The sequence below is a fragment of the Streptomyces sp. NPDC008139 genome (assembly GCF_042957025.1).
Lineage (GTDB): Bacteria > Actinomycetota > Actinomycetes > Streptomycetales > Streptomycetaceae > Actinacidiphila.
Genome location: NZ_JBIBHM010000002.1, coordinates 150,575 through 170,741 on the forward strand (window position 1 = coordinate 150,575; position 20,167 = coordinate 170,741).

A 20,167-nucleotide genomic window follows, 5' to 3' on the forward strand; every position below is an offset into this window, starting at 1 on the left:
CGGGGCCTGCCCGGAGCCGCGGCGCGAGCGGTCCGGGCAGGCCGTGGGTGACAACTCAGCGGACGGTGAAGGGGAGTTGGACCGTCTTGCCGTTCACCAGCACTTCGGCGGCCATGATGCCGACGGTCTTCGGGTCGCGCACGGTGAAGTTGAGCGCGAAGGTACCGTCGAGACCGATGACGCGCAGCACCGAGGAGTCGGAGCTCTGGGCGCCGTTGGCGCGGCGCCCGGACACGACGACCGTGGCGACGGGGGCGAAGTTCCGCCCGCTGACCAGCACGGAGGTGCCGACCGGTCCCGCGGCCGGACTGAGCGAGTAGGCGGGAGCGGGCGGGGCCGTGCTGCCGTTGACGGCGAAGGCGGCGGTCGCGGTGTGCCCGTTGATCAGCCACTCGTGCGCGTAGAGCGCCACCGTGGCCGGGTCGTTGACCGTGAAGGTCTGCGACCAGGAGCCGTCCAGGCCGATGATCTTGGTGGCGTAGCTGTCGGAGGTGCGGGAGCCGTCCGCCTTGAGCCCGTCGATCTCCACCGTGGCGACCGGCGCCCAGCCCTGGCCGACGACCGTGACCTTGGTGTGCGCGGGACCGGAGGCAGGGCTGAGCGTGATGAACGTCGTGGCGACGGACAGCGGTGCGAGAACGTGGATCGAACCCGCGGTGACCTGCACCTGGTAGGAGCCCGTGGCGACGGATTTCGCCACGGTGACCGAGCCGGAGAGCTTCCCGTCGGAGGCGATGCTCAGACTGCTCGACGAGACGGACGCGGCCGAGCACGCGGTGCCGTCCGCGGCGCAGAGCGCGGCGGTCGGTGTGGTGCCCGCGGGCCAGCCCGATCCGGTGAGTGTCGCCGCGTGGCCGGGAAGGACGGTCGGGGTGGTGGCGCTGAGCGTCACGGCGGTGGTGGTGACGGTGAACGGTACGGTGACGCTGGTCCCGGCCGTGCCGCTCTCGTCGGCGTAGACGGCCACCAGGTCGGCGCTGTCGATGGTGAAGTCGGTGCTGAACGTGCCGTCGGGCAGGCTCTGTACGTAGACCGCGTCGTCGAGGGCGTTCCCGGCGGCGTCGAGTCCCCAGATGTTGATCCACTGGTCCTGGCGGAAGTTGTGACCCACGACCGTGATCACCGTGCCGACCACGCCGTTGTTCTGGGACAGCGTCATCGTTCTCGGACCGGTGGGCGCGAACGCCTTGACCGTCAGTGGCGCGTTCGCATGGGTCGTGCCGTCGTTGACCTGGATCTGATACGAGCCGTCGGCCACGGTGTTGGCGTCGGCGAGCGTCGCGGTGCCGGTGAGGATGCCCGAACTGTCGATGGCGAGGGTGTTGGACGTGAAGTCGGCCGGGTTGCAGCCCGCGCCGTTGGTGTCGCACAGCGAAACCGTCGGAGTGCCGCCGGCCGTCCAGCCGCCGCCCGCGAGGTCGATCGCGGTGTGCGGCCGGACCACGCCGGTGGGCCCGGACAGCGAGGCGCCGCTGCCCGCTCCCTGCGCGGTGACCGTGCCGACCGGTCCGCCGCCCGCGGTGACCACACAGGGCGTCTGATACGTACCCCCGAGGACCACGGTGCTGGTGAGGGTACGGGTCGGCGTGAAGGTGATGGCCCCCGAGGCGTTGGCGGGCAGATAGATGTCACCCTCGTACGGGGGAACGACGACGGGCTGCCCCGAGGGGTAGTTCATGTTCACCGTGGGGCCGGTGACCGTCACGGTGCCGGTGGCGCCGCCGGACATCGCCAGGTCCATGGAGGGCGTGGTGGGCACGTTGGACAGCGAGGTGCCGGGGATGGCGGGGCTGGCGCCGAGGGTGACGGTGACGTGCACCTTGCCGCCGGGGGTGACGACGGCCGGGGTGAGGGTCACCGTCATCGACTGCGGCCCGGTGGCGTCACCCTGACCCGCCGGGAGCGTGCAGTGCACGGTCGGGTTGATGGTCGCGGCCTGGGCCGTCGTCGCGGAGGTCAGACCCGCGCCGACGAGGGCGAGCACCGCGACGGCGCCCGTGGCGATTCTCGCCCGCCAGCCCCGTCCGGGCCTGCGGTGGAAGGGTGGGAACATCTGCTGCGCCGCCTTTCGGGCATGGCAGACCCCTCCCTGAGCCTGGGCACGGGAGGGGTCCGGGAAGAGGGAGAAGGTCCGCGGGGTGGGGTCCCGGGGAATGAGTCCGCGGGGGGTGGGCCCCGGGGGAGAAGGTGAGGGCCCGGGGTCGGGTCCGGGACGTTCCTCCCCCGGGAAATGGGCCCGGGGGAGGAACGGATCAGGAGGAGGGACGTCGGAGTCGGTTGGTGCGGAACGGGGGCGTGGCGCTAGGTGAGGGTGAGTGTGAGGATCGCGCTGTAGTCGCCGGGCGCCGTCACCGCGGGGAGCCGCAGGTCCATGTCGGCGTTGACCTTCACGGTGCCGCCGACGACCTTCTCGCCGTCGGCCGCGGTGAGTTGGCACAGCGTCGCCGCGGTGCTGCCCAGCGGGCCCGGCGTGCCCGGTGCGGGCGTGCCGACGCTCTGCGAGCTACGGACGCAGTCGGGTGTCCAACTGACGGCCGAGGCGGGGATGGTGTTCTGACCCGAGGTCAGGTCGGTGAGCGTGCCGGTCAGTGACCAGCCGAGGTCGACGCCGCGGGAGTCGACGACGGTGACGGTGTTGAGCGCGCTGGTGGCGGTCTGGGACCGTCCGGTCAGGGGGATGGTGCCGAAGTCGATGGTGTCCCCGGACTGGGTCATCTGGAGATTGCCCGCGGTGACGGTGGCGCTGATCTTCTGGGTGGCCGTCGCGCCGCCGCTGTCGCCCACGGTGAACTTCGCGTTCACGTCGGAGCCGTCCGCACCGCTCTCGTCGGTGTGGATCGCGGTGGTGGCGGCGTCGTTGACGGTGAACTCGGCGGTGAAGGTGCCGTCGGGTGTGCTGACCGGGTACACGGCGTCGTCGGCGGTCTGGTTGCCGTCGGCGTCCACCCCCCAGACGTTGATGTACTGGTCCTGGTGGAAGTTGCCGCCGCTCACGGTCACCACGGTGCCGAGCGGGCCGTGGTCGGGCGAGAGCGTGACGCTGCGGGCGCCCGTGGGCACGAACGCCTTGACGGTGAGGTCGGCGGTGGCGTGCTTGGCGCCGTCGCTGACCTGGACCTGGTAGGAGCCGTCGGCGATCACGGACGACGCGGCCAGTGTCGCGCTCCCCGAGAGGGCGCCGGACGAGTCGATCGCGAGGGTGTCGGCGGTGAAGCGGGACGGGTCGCAGCCCAGTCCCTGCGCGTCGCACAGCGAGACCACGGGGGTGCCCCCCGCGGTGAATCCGCTGCCGCTCAGCGCGACCGAGGTGCTGGGACGTACGGCCGAGGCCGGCGCGGTGAGCGTGGTGGCCCCACCGCCGCCGCCCTGCACGGTGACCGTGCCGATGCCGCCGCTGCCCGAGACGATGTCACAGGGCGTCTGGAAGGTGCTGCCGAGCACCACCGTCTGCGTGTTCATCTTCAACGGGGTGAACGTCACCGGTCCCGACGCGTCCGAGGGGACGAAGAAGTCCCCACCGTAGGGCGGGATGACGATCGGCGCGGGCGCCGCCGGGATGTCCACGGGAACGGTCGGGCCGGTCACCGAGACCGTCCCGGTCGCCCCGCCCGACATGGTGAAGTAGATGCTCGGTGTGGTCGGTACGGCGGACAGTGCGAGCGGGCTGGTCGCGGGCGAGGGTCCGAGGGTGACCTCGGCGTGCACCTTGCCGCCCGGCGCGACCGTGGCCGGGGTGAGGGTCACCGAGACGGACTGCGGCCCGGTGTTCTCACCCTGTCCAGCGGGCAGCACGCAGTGCACGGTCGGGGTGACCGTGTCCGCGTGCGCCGCGGGGGCGGCCAGCGTGCAGGCCGCGGCCAGGGCCAGAGCCGGCACCGCCGCCCGCGCGAGGCGCCGTAGAGAGATCTGCCCTGCATGATGCAACGCGTGCCTCCTGACTCCGGGACGCATACGTGTATATGACGGTGCGTCAGGTGCTGGTTCCAGGGCATTGCGACAGCGCGGGACGCAGAAGTCAATGCGAACCCGCCGGTAACCTCGCGGCGTTGGGCCGCCGGTCGCACCGGGCGAGGTCGGCCGCGGGTCAAGCCGCGGTTCACGTCGCCTCGTGGCGCTTGACTCTTCAAGGTCATGGGGCTTCACTCCCGACCAGCGCGCCGGGCCGGACAGCGGGTAGTCACTCGACAACGGGATGTCAAGGGTGCCTGCGTGAGGTCGTCCCCCGGCGCACCCTCACCCTGCTTGATTGGAGTGCTTTGCCATGTCCAGATCCAAGCGTATGGGGACGATCGCCGTCCTCAGCGGCGGCGCACTGTTCGCCGGTCTGACCCTCGCCCCGCACGCGGTCGCCGTCACCCCGGCCACCGCCACCGCCAGCTACAACTGCGGCACCTGGGGCAGCGGGACGGCCACGCTGACCGCCACCGACTCCGGCGGCGTCAAGAAACTGAAACTGAGCTCCTCCACGATCACGGTCCCGGCCGGCACCACGGTGCCGCCGAACAGCATCACCACGACCATCAAGGTCAAGCAGAACGGCTCGACCGAGGTCGACTTCTCCGGCACCGTGAACCCCGCGATGACCGGCGCCGTCACCCTCGGCCCGCTCCCGCAGTCCACCGGCACGCTCGCCGCCGGTGACAAGACCGACTCCTGGGTGCTGTCCGGCACGCCGAGCGCCACCAACTGGTCGGTCAAGATCGTCACCACGTCGCCCTCGGTGACCACCGTCTACTGCATCGCCACCAGCGCTCAGTCCACCGCGTTCACCTGGTAGCGGTTCACCTCGTCGTACGGGATTCGCCCGGCGCGACTCGGTGCGCGGCACGCACGCCGGGACCCCGCCCCCCAAAGGGAGCGGGGTCCTTCGCGGCGGCCTGCGGCGGCTAGTGGCCGGTCTCCTCAGGGGCGCGCTTGGGCATCAGCGCGACCGCGGGCAGGCACAGCAGGCTGAGCCCCAGGACGACGGCGAGGCTGATCTTCATGGCATGGCCGAGGCCGCCGCCCGCGGTCTGGAAGAAGACCGAGGTCACCGCGGCCGAACCGATACCGGCGGCGAGTTGCTGGATCGCGGAGAGCGAGCCGCTGGCGCTGCCCGCCTCGTCGGGGCTGATGTCGCCGAGCGCGATGTCGAAGATCGTGCCGTAACAGGCGCCCATGCCGAGCCCGGTGACGAAGATCGGCGCGGCCAGTGTCCACAGGCCCACGCCGGTGCCCGAGTGGGCGACCAGCGCGAGCAGCCAGCCGCCGCCCGCCAGCAGGATGGCGATGCCGACGAAGATCAGCGTGCGGCCGAGCTTCTTGATCAGCGCCATGCACGCGCCCGCGGCCACGATGATGCCGAGCGTCATCGGCAGCAGGGCGAGCGAGGCGGTGCGCGGCGAGGCGTGCAGGCCCTCCTGGATGAACAGGGACAGTACGTAGATCAGCCCGCTGGTGGTCGCGAAGACCACGAGCCCGACGACCAGTCCCGAGCTGAAGCCGCGGTTGCGCAGCAGCGATGCCTTCAGCAGCGGGTCGGCCGCCGTGCTCTGGCGGCGGGCGAAGGCGGCGAAGGCCGCCACGCCCACGACGAGGGAGAGGACGGGAGTGGCCGTCCAGCCGTTGGTCGAGCCCTCGACCAGGCCGAAGAGCAGGCCGAACATGGTGACGGCGAGCAGACCCGAGCCGATCCCGTCCACGACGACCGTACGGTCCCCGTCGTCGTGCGGGAGCAGCCGGACCGCCAGGACCAGGCCGACCGCGCCGAGGACGAGGTTGATCAGGAAGATCGGCCGCCAGGACAGGCCGAAGAGGTCGGCGTCGATGATGAACCCGGCCAGGATCGGGCCGCCGACCGAGGCCAGGCCGAGCAGCGGCCCGAAGAACGCGAACGCCTTGCCGAGCATGTCGCGCGAGAAGGTCTTGGTCATGATCGCCATGCCCTGCGGGATCATCAGGGCGCCGAAGGCCCCCTGCACCACACGGGCGGCGATCAGCAGTCCGGGATCGGGGGAGAGCCCGGCCACGGCGGAGGCGAGGGTGAAGCCGCCCATGCCGATCAGGAACATCCGGCGCTGGCCGAATTTGTCGCCGAGCCGCCCGCCGATGACGAGCAGGACGCCCATGGCCAGCATGTAGGAGGAGCCCAGCCATTTGATCAGGCCCTGGCCGCCGTGCAGCTCAGCGCTGATGGTGGGAGCGGCGATGTTGGTGACGGTCGAGTCGATCATGTCCAGGGCGTCGGCGAGCAGCACCAGCCCCAGGATCGCCCACATCAGCCGGGCCGATGTGCTGGTGCCCGCGGGACGGGCCGCGGTCGAAGTCGTGGTCGCGGTGGTCATGGCGGGACCTCCTTCCGGGGTGACGTCGGGTGACGTCCGCTGTGACGTCGCGTGATCGAACCGGTCTGTCCGGCCACATCCACGAGCGTACACGAACATGTTCGTCGCGAACGCGTTCAGAGCGAACGTGTTCGTTCCAGCGGGCGTGATCACGCCATGGCCGGGCGAACGCGTTCGTTATGCTGAGGCGATGACGCCTGGGAAAGCCGCCCCCATCAGCCGCCGCGACCGGCCCGCCAAACCCGCGCTCTCCCGCGAGGGGATCGTCGGCACGGCGCTGGAGATCATGCGCGCCGAAGGGCTCGACCGCGTCACGATGCGCCGCCTCGCCCAGGAGCTGGACACCGGGCCGGCCTCGCTCTACGTCTACGTGAGCAACACCGCCGAGCTGCGCGCGTACATGCTCGACGACCTGCTCGCCGGACTCGATCTCGGCCCGGTGACCGCGCCCGGGGACTGGCGCGAGCGGCTGTTCACGCTCCTGTGGTCGTACGGCAGGGCCCTGATGGAGTACCCGGGCCTCGCCCAGTCCGCGCTGGTGACCAGGCCCGCGGGCCCCGGTTACCTACGGCTGGTCGACGGCCTGCTCGCGCTGCTGGCCGAAGGCGTCCCCGCGGAGCGGACCGCGTGGGCGGTGGACCTGCTGCTGCACTTCGCGACCTCCACCGCCACCGAACAGGGCACCCGCAGCGTGGCCGACGGCGCGGAGCAGGAGGAGAGCGACCTCGCCAACGCGATCCTCTCCGCCACGCCCGACACCTACCCCCACATCGCCGCCCTCGGCATGGACCTGCTGAGCGGCACCGGCACCGGCCGACTGACCTGGGGATTCGACGTCCTGCTCAACGGCATCATCCACACGCCCCGGCCGTCGGCGTAGCGGGCGTTCTCACCCGGCCGGTCACGGCTCCGGCAGCCGGTGGTCGCCGACCGCGTCGTACGTCTCCTTGAGCGCCTTGCGGGCGCTGTCCAGATGGTGCTGGGCGACGCCGATGAACAGGCAGTCGATCACGGTGAGCTGGGCGATACGGCTGGCGGTCGCGCCCGAGCGGAAGGTGGTCTCGGGGGCCACGGTGGTCAGGAGGTGGTCGCTCACCGCGCGGATCGGCGAGCGCGGGAAGCTGGTCAGGGCGACGGTCGTCGCGCCGTGCCCGCGCGCCACCCGCAGCGCCTCGACGGTGTCGGCGGTCGCCCCGGTGTGGGAGAGGCCGATGGCCACGTCACCGGGGCTGAGCACCGCCGCCGAGGTGAGCATGATGTGGGTGTCGCTCCACGCGAAGCTCACCCGCCCGATCCGGTGCAGCTTCTGCTGGAGGTCGGCGGCGACCAGGGCGTTGGCGCCGACGCCGTAGATGTCGACGCGGCCCGCCGCCGCGACCGCCGCCACGACGCGGCGCAGCGTGTCGACGTCCAGCTGCCGCGCGGTCTCCTCGACGGCGCGCGCGTCGGCGAAGGCGACCTTGCCGACGACTTCCGACAGGTCGTCGGTCGGCGTGATGTCGCTGCCGAGATGCCGGTCGTCGCGGGTCTCGGCGCGCGCGGCGTCCGCGGCCAGCGCGATCCGCAACTCCGGGTAGCCGCGCAGGCCGACGGAACGGCAGAAGCGGATGACCGTGGTCTCGCTCGTCGTCGCCGCCTCGGCCAGTTCGGTGATGCTGCTGCGCGCGGCGAGCGCCGGGTTGGCCAGCACGGCCGCCGCCACGCGCCGCTCGGCCGGAGCGAGGTCCGGCAGCAGCGACCGGACGCGCGCCAAGGGACTCGCCTCGGGGGATTCGTTGTCGGAACCGGCTGACACGGGGGAAACGTATCCACCGTGATCGTCGGGGTCAACGTGGCCTCGGGCGAGCCCCGGCGCGGGTGAGCGCTCCGCGGCCGGCGGACGGATCAGTGCGCGGTCCGCCAGGCGCCGGCCGGGGTGAGTCCCGCGGCCCGCAGCAGGTCGTGGTGGCCCGAGGTGACCGACAGCCCCGCGAGGTCGATGCCGCGGCCCTCGTAGACCGGGTCGGTGGCGTACGTCCAGCGGATCAGCGCACCGGCCGCGCCCCGCGGAAGCTCGGCGCGCACCCGCCACCAGGCGCGGACGTCCTGCCCCGACAGGGAGGTCGGGGCGCCGGACGGCGCGCCCTTGCCGGTCACCCGCAGCGGCAGCGGCTGCCAGGTCGTGCCGCCGTCCGTGGAGGACTCGACGGTGAGCAGGTCGGTGGACTCGGTGTTGACGAACGCCGAGAAGTCGATGTCGACCGGTGCCTTCGCGGTGATCGGTCCCGTGGTGAGGGTGCTGGTGGTGCCGCCGCCCTGCCCTGAGTACCACAGCGGGCCGCCGCCGGGGGCCCGGACCGCGATCGCCTGCGCGAGTGCGGTGGAGATGGCCCGGCGCGGCGGATTGGTCGAGGGCGTGTTCCGCGTCGGGTGCACCCGGTTGCTGAGCAGGACGGCGAACGAACGCGACTGCGGGTCGATCACCAGCGAGGTGCCGGTGAAACCGGTGTGCCCGAGGGTGCGCGGACCCGACAGGCCGCCCATGTACCAGATCTGGTCCAGCTCGAAGCCCAGGCCGTGCGAGTCACCGGGGAACGCCTGGTTGAAGTTCTGCTCCATCAGCGTGACGCTGTTCCGGCTGAGGATCCGACGGCCCTTGTACGTACCGCCGTTGAGGATCGTCTGCGCCAGGACGGCCAGATCGTCCACGGTGGAGAAGACGCCCGCGTGGCCCGCGACGCCGCCCATGGCCCACGCGTTCTCGTCGTGCACCTGGCCGCGCACCATGCCGCGGGCCGGGCTGGTCTCGTACTCGGTCGCCGCGATCCTCGGCAGCTTCGCGGCCGACGGGTTGTAGCCGGTGTCGGTCAGCCGCAGCGGTCCCGTGATGCCGTCGCGCACCAGCGTGTCGAGCGGCTTGCCCGTCACCTTCTGCAACACCAGTTGCAGGCTCAGCATGTTCAGATCCGAGTACAGATACGTCGTCCCCGGCGCGTTGATCGGCTTCGCGTCGAGAATCGCCTTCTCGCGGGACGGCAGATCCGGGTAGCCCTGCCACAGGGAGGGGACCGGATCGGCGTCGAACCCCGAGGTGTGGGTGAGCAGTTGCTCGACGGTGATGGCACCCTTGCCGTTGGTGGCGAACTCCGGCAGGTAGTGCGCCACCGGCGTGTCGAGGTCGATCCGGCCCGCTTCGAGCTGCTGCATGGCCACGATCGAGGTGAACAGCTTCGACAGCGAGGCCAGGTCGTAGATGGTGTCGGTACGCGCCGGGACCCGCTGGTCGGCCGGCAACTCGTGGGTGGCGTCGGCGTATTCGACCGCGTAACCGCCCGCGTCGCGCTCCACCACCACGCCGTCGTGGGCCATCAGCGTGGTCGCGCCGGGGAAGAGGTGATTCGCACCCGAGGCGGGGTCCTCCCAGCCCGCCATCTGCCGCTCGAAGGCGTCGATCGGCGCCGCGTCCAGCCCGGCCGACCGGGGGGTGCCCCGGTGCAGGACGGTGTCCGCCGGGGCGAATCCGGAGTACGGCCGGTCGAACCGGCCGCTCCCGCCGTGCTGCGGGGCCGGGGTCGCGTCGGCGCTCCCGGCGAGTACGAGGGAGAGGGAGGCGAGCAGCGCCGCGGCTGCCGTCAGTGCAGGGGTCCGCATGGAAACCTCGTCTGTAGAGGCCGGCTGGATCGGGAGCAGTGGTCGGGAGCGGCAGGGAGGGACGCCGGGGGAGTGGAAGGATTCCTACCGCATGGCAGCTGGCGTCGGTAAATTACTCACGTCGCACGCGCGGGTCAACCATTCGCCCGGTCAAGGCTGTCGGGCGCGACGAACCCTGCGCCGCAGTCCGGTACCCTCCCACGCATGCCATCAGCACTGGACAGCCAGGAGATCGGCAGTATCGCGCAAGAGTTCGACAATGACCTGGTGCTGCTGCGCCGCGACATCCACCGCCACCCCGAGCCCGCAGGCGCCGAGGAACGTACGGCGGCGCTGGTCGCCGAACGGCTGCGGGCCGCGGGCCTGACGGTGACCACCGGCGTCGGCGGCCACGGCGTGGTCGCGGTGCTCGACGGCGCGGGACCGGGACCGACCCTCGCCTACCGCGCCGACATGGACGCCGTGGACGACGACGAACTGGACGAGCTGTTCGAGAGCGACTTCGCCTCCTGCGTCCCCGGCACCGCGCACCTGTGCGGCCATGATCTGCACACGGCCGTCGGGGTCGGCGTCGCCCAGGTACTCGCCCGGCTGCGTGAGCGCTGGCACGGCCGGATCGTCTTCCTCTTTCAACCTGCCGAGGAGACGCTGGCCGGAGCGCGGGCCATGATCGAGGACGGCGCCCTGGAACACACACCCCCGCGCGAGGTCTACGCGCTGCACTGCGGGCCGTTCCCGGTCGGCACCTTCGCGGTCATGCCCGGTCACGGACTGCCGGGACAGGACCATTTCCAGGTCGAGTTGACCGGCCGGGACGCCGCGTCCGACGCGCGCCGGATTCTCGACCTGGTGGACGGCCTGTCCACCGTCCGCCTTCCGCGCAACCCCGAGGAGTACGACCGTCTGATGGCCGACCTCCGCGACCCCGACGGGCCGCTGGCGCGATTCGTCGTCACCTGGCCCGAGTTGACCGCGCTCGACGACGGCAGCCCGCTCGTCCGCGTCTCGCTGCGCGCCTGGCCCGACAGCCGCTACGCCGAGATCCGCGACACCGTACGCGCCGCGGTGGAAATGCTGCCGGGCGCCACGGCCGTCTTCGCGGACGAGCCGTTCCCCGCGATGGTCTGCTCGCCGGAACTGAGCGAGACCGCGGCGGAGTACCTGCGCGGCGCGCTCGGTCCGGACGCGGTCGAGGTGCTGCACGCCTCCTTCCCCTTCAACGGCGAGGACTTCGCGCTCTTCCTGAACGGCGTGCCCGGCGCGATGTTCTACCTCGGCGTCGCCAATCCCGAGGCCGGGATGAACGGCGCCCCGCACGCACCGGACTTCGCGGCCGACGAGCGGGCGCTGGGGTTCGGCGTCCGCGGCATGGCCGGTTTCCTGCTCAGCCGCCTCGCGGCCGACGTGGCCTGAAGGCCCGCCCCACCCTCGGCGGGAGCGGGCCTCCTCATGGGCCCTACGCGGACGGCGTCCTGCCGGTGGCCGTCGCCGCGGGGCCGACGCCGGTCCCGGTGACGGCCGCGACGCTCACGGTGTACGACGTGCCCGGGGTGAGCGCGCCGACGACGCGGAACATCCCCTTCAGCGTGGGCTGGGTGACCAGCGCGTCCCGCCCGGAGACCTCGACCGTCCGCGCGCCGGACGCGTCGGCGAGCGTGATCCGGTAGCCGATGACGACCGAGGCGCCCATGTCCGCGGGCGGCGTCCACGCCACGGTGCCCGCGGTGGCCTGGGCGCGCAGCTTGACTCCGGTGGGCGCCGCCGGAAGCACACTGCCCGCCTCCGGGCCCGCGGTGTCCTGGGCCGCCGCGGCGGCGGCCGCCGCGATACCGGCCGCGACTCCCGCGAGCGAGCCGCCCAGCACCGTGCGCCGGGAGAGATCACTTCCGCCGTGCATGACGCCTCCTGAGTTGTCCGAGCATTCACAGGTACGCATGTCAGCATTCACATATGCGTACACACATCCGACCTATCGGGAGGCAGACACGAACGGGGCGTCAAGGAGCTGCGCAGACGCGGCAGTCATCGGATCGAACGCGCTCACGATTATGACTCCCTTTCAGGCATCAAAACCCGTCGTGTGCACGATGCGACTGTCCCGCAGGCCCCTCGTCGCCCCGACAGCCCTGGCCCTCACCGGCGCCGGAACCCTGCTCGCCGCACCACCCGGCGGCGCCGCACCACCCACCGCGGCGCCCGGCCGCGCCCACGCACCCGCCCCGCGCGTCGCCGCCACCCCGCCCATGGGCTGGAGCAGTTGGAGCTTTTTGCGCAGCAAGCCCACCGAACACAACATCGAGGCCCAGGCTCTGGCCATGCGCGACAGCGGCCTGGCGGCGCACGGCTACCGCTACATCAACATCGACGCCGGATGGTCCGACCACCTGGACGCGTACGGCCGCGACGCCTGGAACACCGACCGCTTCCCGAACGGCCTTCCCGCCGTGGCCGGTTACCAGCACCGGCTCGGCCTGAAATTCGGCGTCTACCTCACCCCCGGCATTCCCAAGGCCGCAGTCGACGCCAACCTGCCGATCAAGGGCACCGCGTACCACTCGCCGACATCGCGGACACCACCCGGCCCGGCAACACGCACGACGACTCCTGGCGGATCGACTTCGGCAAGCCCGGCGCGCAGCAGTACGTCCAGGGGTACGCCGACCTCTTCGCGTCCTGGGGCGTCGACCACATCCTCGCGGCAATGCCGGTTCGGGGCGGCAGACCGGCCTGACCCGGTCTGCCGCCCCGAACCGGGGCTCTTGTCCGGCCGTGGTCAGGCCGGAACGACCTCCAGGCTCACCAGCCGCGCGTCCGTGTCGCGACCGCCGGACACGGCGAGCGCCACATAGCGTGCCGTCGTACGCGCCGCGAGCGTCGCCGCACGGCCGCGCCGCCGCAGCTCTCCCGCCGAGGTGTACGTGAGCCCGTCCGCGCTGAACTCGATGGCGGCGGACGGCACATGGCCGCCGGTCCAGGTGGTGCGGATCTCCCGCACATCGACCGCCGCGCCGAGATCGACCACCATGCGGCCGCGCGCGGAGCCGGGCCGCCAGGACGTCGCCGGGTCGCCGTCCACGGCCGCGGCCGGATCCGACATCCCCGCGGGCAGCGGACCGGTCGGGAAGGTGTCGCAGCCGACCGCCACGTCCTCCAGCGGGTACGGCTTCGCGCCGCGCACGGTGACCTGCGCGGTCCTGCCCGGCTGGACATCGACCTGGGCGCAGGCGCCCGACGGCGCCGTGACCAGCAGACGGGCGCGCGGACCGCTCACCCGTACGGTCGCGGCGTCCACGACCTCCACCCGCAGACCGGTGGGGACCGAACCGCCCGCGCGGGACGTCAGGGTGAAGCGGGCCGGGACGACCGCCGCGCTCGCGGCCGTCAGCTCGGCCGCGACGTCGGTGCCGTCCGCGGTGACGTGCTGCGTTCCCGCGTAGAGCGTGAGACGGGACCGGCTCTGCGGCACCGACACCGTGGTGGCGACGGAGCCGGCGGAGAGGTTGAACAGGCTCAAGTGCCCGCCCGCCGTACTGGCCTTGACCGCCGCGTCGCGCGCCTGGGGCGCGGGCAGCGCGGCGGCGGCCTTCACCGCACGCGGGTCGCCGGACGGCAGCCCCTCCACCAGCAACGGCTCGGCGGGACCGTCGGAGAGCACCACCAGATCGCCGTACACGGACAGCGGGTTGGCGGCGCCGCGCACCACCAGCCCCGCCCGGCCGTCCACCGACAGCCAGCCGCCGCGGCTGGACAGGTCCGCGCTCGGGAAGCGGATCAGATCGGTCCAGGTCTTACCGTCCGCCGAGCCCTGCACGCGGTACGCGCGCGCCGCCGCCGTCTCCCAGCGCAGCGTCACACGGTCGAAGGCGCTGGCGGCGCCGAGATCCACGGTCAGCCAACTGTCCGCGCGCCCGCGGTCCGAGACCGCGACCGCCCACCGGGTCGTCGCATTGCCGTCCACGGCCAGCGCCGCGCCCTTGCCGGAGTCCGCGGACGACGCGGTGGCCGTCTTGCCCTGGGCCAGATCCGGACCGCTCGCGCCGTCACGGACCTCGAAGGCGTACAGCGAGTAGCCGTACGTGGTGTGGCCCGCGACGCCCTGCATGCGCACGTACCGCCACGAACCGCTGGGCACGGTCAGCTCGTCCACCCGCGGCCCGGGACCGACACCGGCGTTGCCGCTGTCCTGCGAGGCGACCTTCGCGCTGCCCTCGGCCGCGGTGTACGTACGGCTGCCGACGAGCCCCGCGACACCGGGCATCGTCAGATTCTGCACCCGCAGCGAGCCCTCGCCCGACGCCGTACCGCTGGTCGCGTAGACCACCGCGCCGGACGGCAGAGTGGTGAAGCCTGCGGTGCCCGAGTCCAGGGTCAGCACGGTCGCGGTCGCGTCGAAGCCGTCGCGCACCTCCCGGTACGTCGTCACCGACCGCTTGAGCACCTTCGCCGCCGTCGCGGGCAGGAACATCGGCGTCGTGCCGCTGAGCGCGAACAGCCAGTCGTCGTGGGCGGGTTGCCAGCCGAACTTCACGAAGCCCGGCTTGCTGACCGCCGCCGCCCAGGCCGCCGGGGTCTGCTGCGCGACCAGACCGGGGCCGGTGCCGAAGTCCTTGACGCCGGAGGCCCGCGCGAACATCTCCGCGTCCGACAGCGGCTTGACGATCCCGCCGTGCGCCGCCCGCCACTCGTGCAGCAGATAGCTGATCGCCACCTCGGCGCGCGCCTCGGGCTCGTACTTCGGCTCACCGGAGAACTTCGCGAGCCGGTACAGCGGCGCGTACGCCTGGTACGGCGCCAGCCGCGCCGCCATCGCGGCCTCGCCCCACGCCGCCGTACGGTCCCCGGCGACCTGCGCGAGGAACGCCAGCGGGATCACGTCACGGCCGTAGAGGTGCTCGCGGTCGGCGACCATCGGCATCAGCGGCTCGCCCGCGTCGCTCATCACCATCAGCAGCGTGCGCCACAACTGCTTGGCGTTCGGCTGCTCGGTGAGCACCTGCGGCAGCGGACGGCCCGCGGTGATGAAGTGCACGGCGTTACGGCCCGAGGTGCGCCACAACTCCTGCTGGTAGTGCGGTCCGAAGGAGCCGTGGTTCTCCACGATGAAGGAGTCGTACAGATTCGTCGCGGTGTTCGCGCTGACCGCGACGCCGTCCACCACGGTCGGATTGGCCAGGTCGGCGGCCGGGAGCCCCGTCTCGTTCCGGCTCCAACGGCCGTACGCGGCGCTCCAGTCGGCATACCGCGGATCGTCGCTGGCCCAGGCCAGACCCGGCGCCAGGGACTGGGCGTAGACGCCCATCTCCTCCAGCTTGGTGTCCCCGACGAAGCCGCCCTTGAGTCCGTTCGGCGTCCAGCTGCCGGACGCCGGGTCGTTGGCGGTGCCCAACGCCGTGGTGTACGCGGCCTGTTCGCGCACGATCGTGTCGACGTGACCTCGCGTCACCGCGTCCAACTGGTCCCAGAGCAGGTGCGCCGCGAGCACGAAGTAGAGCTGGAAGGTCGTGTCGAAGAAGAGGGTGCGGCCCCACTCGGTGCCGCCCGTCAGGCGGTTGGACGCGGCGAAGTGCTTGATCGTGGCCAGCGTGTGCGCCCGCAGCGTCTCCTTGTCGATGCCCGCGCTCGTGGCGTCGTACGTACCGCGGGTCAGCAGCACCGCGTTGCCGAGGACGACCACGAAGTTGTAGTCGGTCCCCGTGTAGTAGCCCTTCGAAGCGTCCCACTGGGTCTCGGCCCAGCGGGTGTGGGTCAGCAGTGCCTGGTAGTAGGCGGCGGCGACATCGTCGTCGGGAGCGTGGCCAGGGCCGTGCCCTCCGGTGCCGTGCTGCCCCGCGGGCGCGGCGTCCGCGGAGGCGGCGCCGATCGACAGCGGCGTGGCGACGGCCAGGGAGGTGAGCGCGGCGAGCTGGGCGAAGCGCCGTCTGCCCAGTCCGGCGGGGTCGTGGGTCACGGCAGATCTCCTCTTGCATTTAGACAACGTTGTCATTGGCTGCCGAGCCATTCTTTGCGGTCTTGGACGCGGCCGTCAAGGTCTGGGGAGACGGCAAAGCGGACGGACCGCGACCGGTGACCGGGCGGACTGTGGCCGGTGGGAGTCGCGGTGCGCGCGGGCTGCGGGGGGCGAGGGACGGGCGGCCGGGGGAGGCGCGGGGCACGATCCGGAACCCGGCTCAGCCGTCGGTCGCGGGGGTACCGGGTTCGGCACGCGGCCATCGGGCCGACGAGCCCGCGAGGTCACCGCGTCACGGGCGCACGGTGCGCAGCCACGCCTCGGCCCGACGCGGCGAGTGGAAACGGAGCACCTGGAGGTGTGCGAAGCGGGGGTCCCGGCCGCGCCCGCCGATGTCCGCGCGCCGGGCGCCGTGCTGGGACCAGGCCCACCACGCCGGGTGTTCGCCGCTGAACCAGCCCGACACGGTCTCCACATTGCCGCCGAAGACCCGCTCCCGGCGCAGCGTCCTGCTCAGCGACCGGCGCAGGACGCGCGGCATGATCACCGCTCGCGGGTAGTCGAGCCAGACCACCGTGTCCGCGCGCGTCCACAGCAGGTCCCGTACCTCCGGGTAGCCGAAGGAGTCGACGATCCACTCGGGGCCGGCCGCGAGGTCCGCGACCTTCCGCTCGAACTCCGGGTCGGTGGCCCAGTCGGGCCCCGAGAACCGCAGGGCGTCCATCTCGTGGAAGGGCAGGCGGAGCCGCTCGGCGAGGGCCCGCGCCATGGTGGTCTTGCCCGCCCCGGTGATGCCTGCGACGAGGATGCGTTTCACCGCCCGAGGCTAACCGCTGCTCGGGCGGTGAGGTCCGGGTCCGGTCGAGGGCGAGGTCCGGGTCCGGGCTCGGCCCTGGGATCCGGGATCGGCCGACGGTGCGGTCCGCACGGGCGGGTGCACCGGGCTCAGACCTGGCCGGACCACGGCGGGCCGGACCGGACGGAAGGCAACGGGACGGAAGGCGCAGGACGGGGCCGGGGGACGGGTGCGGTCGGGTCGGGACCCGCCCCCCGGCGGCTGTGTCCGTCAGGCGTTCATGAACTCGCGCGGGGTCAGCGCCCGTTCGGCGATCCGGACGTCACCGATCCAGCCGCGCATGACCTGGTCCGGCTTGCCGCCGTCCGCGTGACCGCCGATCATCCACGGCAGATTGAGCGAGGTCAGGCCGTTGTTGCGGGTGGACGGATTGCGGACGACCGGGCAGCCGTCGACGTACATCGTGGTCTGTCGGCCGTTGTTGACGACGGCGACGTGCCACCACACGTTGATCGGCAGGTAGTGGCCCCAGTTGGTGGTCGACGTCGTGAGGTTCAACGGGTAGACGTTCCACTGGAGTTCGGCGCCGCCGGACAGGCTGAGGGTGACGATCGGCTCGGTTTCGGAGTAACCCGTCTTGCCCGCCTGGCCGCTGGTGCCCCAGCGACTCAGCAGCGCCGACCAGCCGTTGCGGTTGCCGTCCCAGTCGGCGGGCAGCTTGAAGAACGCCTCGAAGGTGTATGCCGAGCGGAAGGTGGCCGCGTTCAGCGGCGCCCTGTCCACGGTCTGGAGGTAGGCGCCGTGCGGGCCGCCGCTGTCCCTGTCGCCGCCGAAGTACAGGCTGGCGTGGCCGGGCTGGTCCGGGTGGTGGTCGGCCGACCAGGTCAGCGCCGCGTCCGTGGCGCCGGGCAGCGCGACCTTGGTGAGGTCGTTGCCGCGCCCCGACAGGTCGACGATCCGGTCGGTGCCGTGCGAGCCGTCGAACCGCCAGTACGCCAGGGTGCCGGGGACGAGCATCCGGTTGACGGGCCGTGCGGGCCGCGGGGTGGCCGGGGCGAAGCCCGAGAAGCGCTGCTCGAAGTCGATGTCGAGCGAGAACCGGTCCTGCGGTCCCGTCAGTTCGATCTCCTGCCGCTCCAACTCGTTGAGGCTGTCGGCGGCCTTGCCGAGGATCCACGGGGAGATCGTCTCGACGTCGATGGTGTCGCGCGCCAGGTCGAAGCGGTAGAGCCGGATCATCGCGGCGCCGCCGTAGTACCGGTCCTGGTAGTTGGTGATGTGCAGATGCGTGTCGTGCCCGGCGGCGTTCTTCTTCACCGTGCGCGCGGGCGGCCAGAAGTGGCCGTTGAGCGTGAGGAAGATCTGGTCGTTGCCGTCGATCAGGTCGGCCCACAACTGCTGGCCGAAGGCCGACAGTTCGGCCTCGTCGCCGTACGTGTCGGCGCCGACGATCTCGTGCGTGGTGAGGATGACCGGGGACTTCGGGTGCGCGGCGATGACCTTCTTCGCCCACGCGACGCCCGCGGCCGACGGCCGCCAGTCGAGGGCCAGCACCAGCCACTCCCGGCCCGCGGCCCGGAAGGTGTGGAAGGTGTTGTAGCCGTCGGGGCTCGCGCCGCCGAAGGAGCGTGCCTTGCGGAACCGCTGCGGTCCGAAGTGGTCGAGGTACGGCGTGTTCCCGCGCTGGTCGTCCTTGCCGGGGATGTCGTGGTTGCCCGCCAGGACGCTGTACGGCACCTGGTGGTCGTCCAGGATCTTGAACGCCTTGCTGATGGAGGTGAATTCGCCCGCCTTGCCGTTCTGGGTGAGGTCGCCCAGGTGGGCCATGAAGACGATGTTCTCGTCCTTGCCGTTCGCCAGCAGATAGCGGAAGGCCGCCTCGACCGGCGCCGGGTACAGGGCGTCACCGTCGAACATGTACTGCGTGTCCGGCATCACCACGACGGTGAAGCGCTGGTCGTCGGTGTCGGGCCGCCACGGCCCGCCGAACCCCGGAAGGCCGGCGGTTCCGGCCGTCCCCGGCGTACTGGCCGACGCGGGTCCCGCGGCCGACAGACCGGCCACCGCGGCTCCGGCGAGTCCGGCTCCGACGAGCAACGATCGGCGGCTCGCGCCGGGCAGGGGTCCCTCGGGTTGGTGCTGCGGACTGCACATGGGCGTCTCTCATTCGTCTGCGCTGTTGTTCGGTTCATCGGTCGTCGCCGTGGGGCAGCACGGAACCTGTGAGGGGTCCCCGAGAGGTCGACGGGGCAGGTCCGGCCGGCAGAAGCCGACGCTACGGACCGAGATGACAGCCCCAGCCAACGCGCGACGAAGCGCACATGAACGCCTTGCCGGAATCACCCACTCCGGGCGCGCCCCCGGGCCCGTGCACCGCCGCCGCGGCCGCCGCGGGACCGTAGCGTCCGAGGTCCGGCCACCCGCGAGACCCTCAAGGAGCACGGCGTAGGGTGCGGTGGTGACCTCAACCCACCGCCCCCCGACCGCCGCCGCGCCGGTCACGCCGGCCGACGTCCGCGACGCCGCCGCCCGCATCGACGGCGTCGCGCACCGTACGCCCGTACTGCGCTCGCGCACCCTGGACGACCTCGTCGGCGCCGAGGTCCATCTCAAGTGCGAGAACTTCCAGCGCGTCGGCGCGTTCAAATTCCGCGGCGCGTACAACGCCGCGTCACGGCTCACGCCCGAGCAGTTGGCCAAGGGCATCGCCGCGTACTCCTCAGGCAACCACGCGCAGGCCGTCGCGCTCTCCGCGCGGGAGCTGGGCAGCACCGCGGTGATCGTGATGCCCGAGGACACCCCGCGCTCCAAGCGGGAGGCCACCGAGGGCTACGGCGCGGAGGTCGTCACCTACGACCGGTATACGGGCGACCGGGTCGCCATCGGCGAGGCGCTGGCCGCCGACCGCGGCCTCACCCTGATCCCGCCCTACGACCACCCGCACGTCATCGCGGGACAGGGCACCGCCGCCCTGGAACTCCTCGAGGAGGCAGGGCCGTTGGACGCCCTCGTGGTGCCGGTCGGCGGCGGGGGACTCCTCGCGGGAAGCGCGACCGCCGTCAAGGGGCTGGACAGCGCCATCCGGATGATCGGCGTCGAACCGGCGGCGGGCGACGACACCAAGCGCTCGCTGGAGGCGGGCGAGCGTGTCGCCATCCCCGTCCCGCGCACGATCGCCGACGGGCAGGCGGCCTCCGTGCCCGGCGAGTTGACCTTCTCCATCAACCGGCGGCTGGTGGACGACATCGTCCTGGTCACCGAGGACGCCATCCGCGAGGCGATGCGCTTCGCCTTCGAACGCCTGAAGATCGTCCTCGAACCCAGCGGCGCCACGCCACTGGCCGCCCTGCTCTCCGCCCGCGTCACCCCCCTTCCGCCCCGCGTCGGCCTGATCCTGTCCGGCGGCAACATCGACACCGCGCGCTTCGCGGAGCTGTGCGGTGGCGCGGGCTAGGGCCTGTTGCGTGGGTA

14 protein-coding genes are annotated in these 20,167 nt (G+C 72.1%); 5 read left to right on the forward strand and 9 right to left on the reverse strand.

Annotated features, from left to right (window positions below; translation table 11 throughout):
• Positions 1-55: 55 nt before the first annotated feature.
• Both ACFZBB_RS04560 and ACFZBB_RS04565 read right to left on the reverse strand, forming a co-directional pair.
• Positions 56-2,053 carry a hypothetical protein gene (locus ACFZBB_RS04560; RefSeq protein ID WP_391117764.1) on the reverse strand — a complete coding sequence of 666 codons (1,998 nt, stop codon included), beginning with the start codon at positions 2,051-2,053 and terminating at the stop codon, positions 56-58.
• 248 nt (positions 2,054-2,301) lie between these two features.
• Entirely contained in the window at positions 2,302-3,924 is a 1,623-nt protein-coding gene (locus ACFZBB_RS04565) for a hypothetical protein (protein WP_391117766.1), read from the reverse strand.
• 337 nt (positions 3,925-4,261) lie between these two features.
• Here ACFZBB_RS04565 and ACFZBB_RS04570 point away from each other — a divergent pair, with 337 nt between their 5' ends.
• Positions 4,262-4,777: a hypothetical protein gene (locus ACFZBB_RS04570; RefSeq protein ID WP_188279510.1), complete on the forward strand. Its 516-nt coding sequence runs from the start codon at positions 4,262-4,264 to the stop codon at positions 4,775-4,777.
• 109 nt (positions 4,778-4,886) lie between these two features.
• Here ACFZBB_RS04570 and ACFZBB_RS04575 read toward each other — a convergent pair whose 3' ends face one another.
• Complete coding sequence (locus tag ACFZBB_RS04575; RefSeq protein ID WP_391117769.1) at positions 4,887-6,323, reverse strand: MFS transporter; 1,437 nt, start codon at positions 6,321-6,323, stop codon at positions 4,887-4,889.
• Positions 6,324-6,513: 190 nt separating this feature from the next.
• Here ACFZBB_RS04575 and ACFZBB_RS04580 point away from each other — a divergent pair, with 190 nt between their 5' ends.
• On the forward strand, positions 6,514-7,203 hold the full coding sequence (locus tag ACFZBB_RS04580) for a TetR/AcrR family transcriptional regulator C-terminal domain-containing protein (RefSeq protein WP_355345669.1): 690 nt from the start codon (positions 6,514-6,516) through the stop codon (positions 7,201-7,203).
• 21 nt (positions 7,204-7,224) lie between these two features.
• Here the strand turns inward: ACFZBB_RS04580 and ACFZBB_RS04585 are convergent, their stop codons facing one another.
• Both ACFZBB_RS04585 and ACFZBB_RS04590 read right to left on the reverse strand, forming a co-directional pair.
• Positions 7,225-8,118: a MurR/RpiR family transcriptional regulator gene (locus ACFZBB_RS04585; RefSeq protein ID WP_317452484.1), complete on the reverse strand. Its 894-nt coding sequence runs from the start codon at positions 8,116-8,118 to the stop codon at positions 7,225-7,227.
• An 89-nt stretch (positions 8,119-8,207) separates the two neighbouring features.
• Positions 8,208-9,953, reverse strand: a complete 1,746-nt coding sequence (locus tag ACFZBB_RS04590; RefSeq protein ID WP_391117772.1) for a serine hydrolase — start codon at positions 9,951-9,953, stop codon at positions 8,208-8,210.
• Positions 9,954-10,157: 204 nt separating this feature from the next.
• On the opposite strand from ACFZBB_RS04590, the gene ACFZBB_RS04595 reads away from it, so the two are divergent.
• Positions 10,158-11,366, forward strand: a complete 1,209-nt coding sequence (locus ACFZBB_RS04595; RefSeq protein WP_391117774.1) for an amidohydrolase — start codon at positions 10,158-10,160, stop codon at positions 11,364-11,366.
• A 43-nt stretch (positions 11,367-11,409) separates the two neighbouring features.
• Here the strand turns inward: ACFZBB_RS04595 and ACFZBB_RS04600 are convergent, their stop codons facing one another.
• Positions 11,410-11,850, reverse strand: a complete 441-nt coding sequence (locus ACFZBB_RS04600; protein WP_391117776.1) for a fibronectin type III domain-containing protein — start codon at positions 11,848-11,850, stop codon at positions 11,410-11,412.
• Positions 11,851-12,040: 190 nt separating this feature from the next.
• Here ACFZBB_RS04600 and ACFZBB_RS04605 point away from each other — a divergent pair, with 190 nt between their 5' ends.
• Positions 12,041-12,802: a hypothetical protein gene (locus ACFZBB_RS04605; RefSeq protein ID WP_391118465.1), complete on the forward strand. Its 762-nt coding sequence runs from the start codon at positions 12,041-12,043 to the stop codon at positions 12,800-12,802.
• Here the strand turns inward: ACFZBB_RS04605 and ACFZBB_RS04610 are convergent.
• The 3 genes from ACFZBB_RS04610 to ACFZBB_RS04620 form a co-directional block, all read right to left on the reverse strand.
• Positions 12,727-15,936 (reverse strand): discoidin domain-containing protein, encoded by a 3,210-nt coding sequence (locus ACFZBB_RS04610; RefSeq protein WP_391117778.1) that lies wholly within the window; start codon positions 15,934-15,936, stop codon positions 12,727-12,729. The two genes, ACFZBB_RS04605 and ACFZBB_RS04610, sit on opposite strands and share 76 nt — an antisense overlap.
• A 256-nt stretch (positions 15,937-16,192) precedes the next feature.
• Positions 16,193-16,717, reverse strand: a complete 525-nt coding sequence (locus tag ACFZBB_RS04615) for an AAA family ATPase (protein ID WP_391117780.1) — start codon at positions 16,715-16,717, stop codon at positions 16,193-16,195.
• 249 nt (positions 16,718-16,966) lie between these two features.
• Positions 16,967-18,850: a LamG-like jellyroll fold domain-containing protein gene (locus tag ACFZBB_RS04620; RefSeq protein ID WP_391117782.1), complete on the reverse strand. Its 1,884-nt coding sequence runs from the start codon at positions 18,848-18,850 to the stop codon at positions 16,967-16,969.
• A gap of 304 nt (positions 18,851-19,154) precedes the next feature.
• Between ACFZBB_RS04620 and ACFZBB_RS04625 the strand changes: the two genes are divergently transcribed.
• The gene (locus ACFZBB_RS04625) at positions 19,155-20,150 is read left to right on the forward strand and encodes a pyridoxal-phosphate dependent enzyme (protein WP_391117784.1); all 996 of its coding nucleotides are present in this window, start codon (positions 19,155-19,157) and stop codon (positions 20,148-20,150) included.
• The last annotated feature ends 17 nt before the right edge of the window (positions 20,151-20,167 follow it).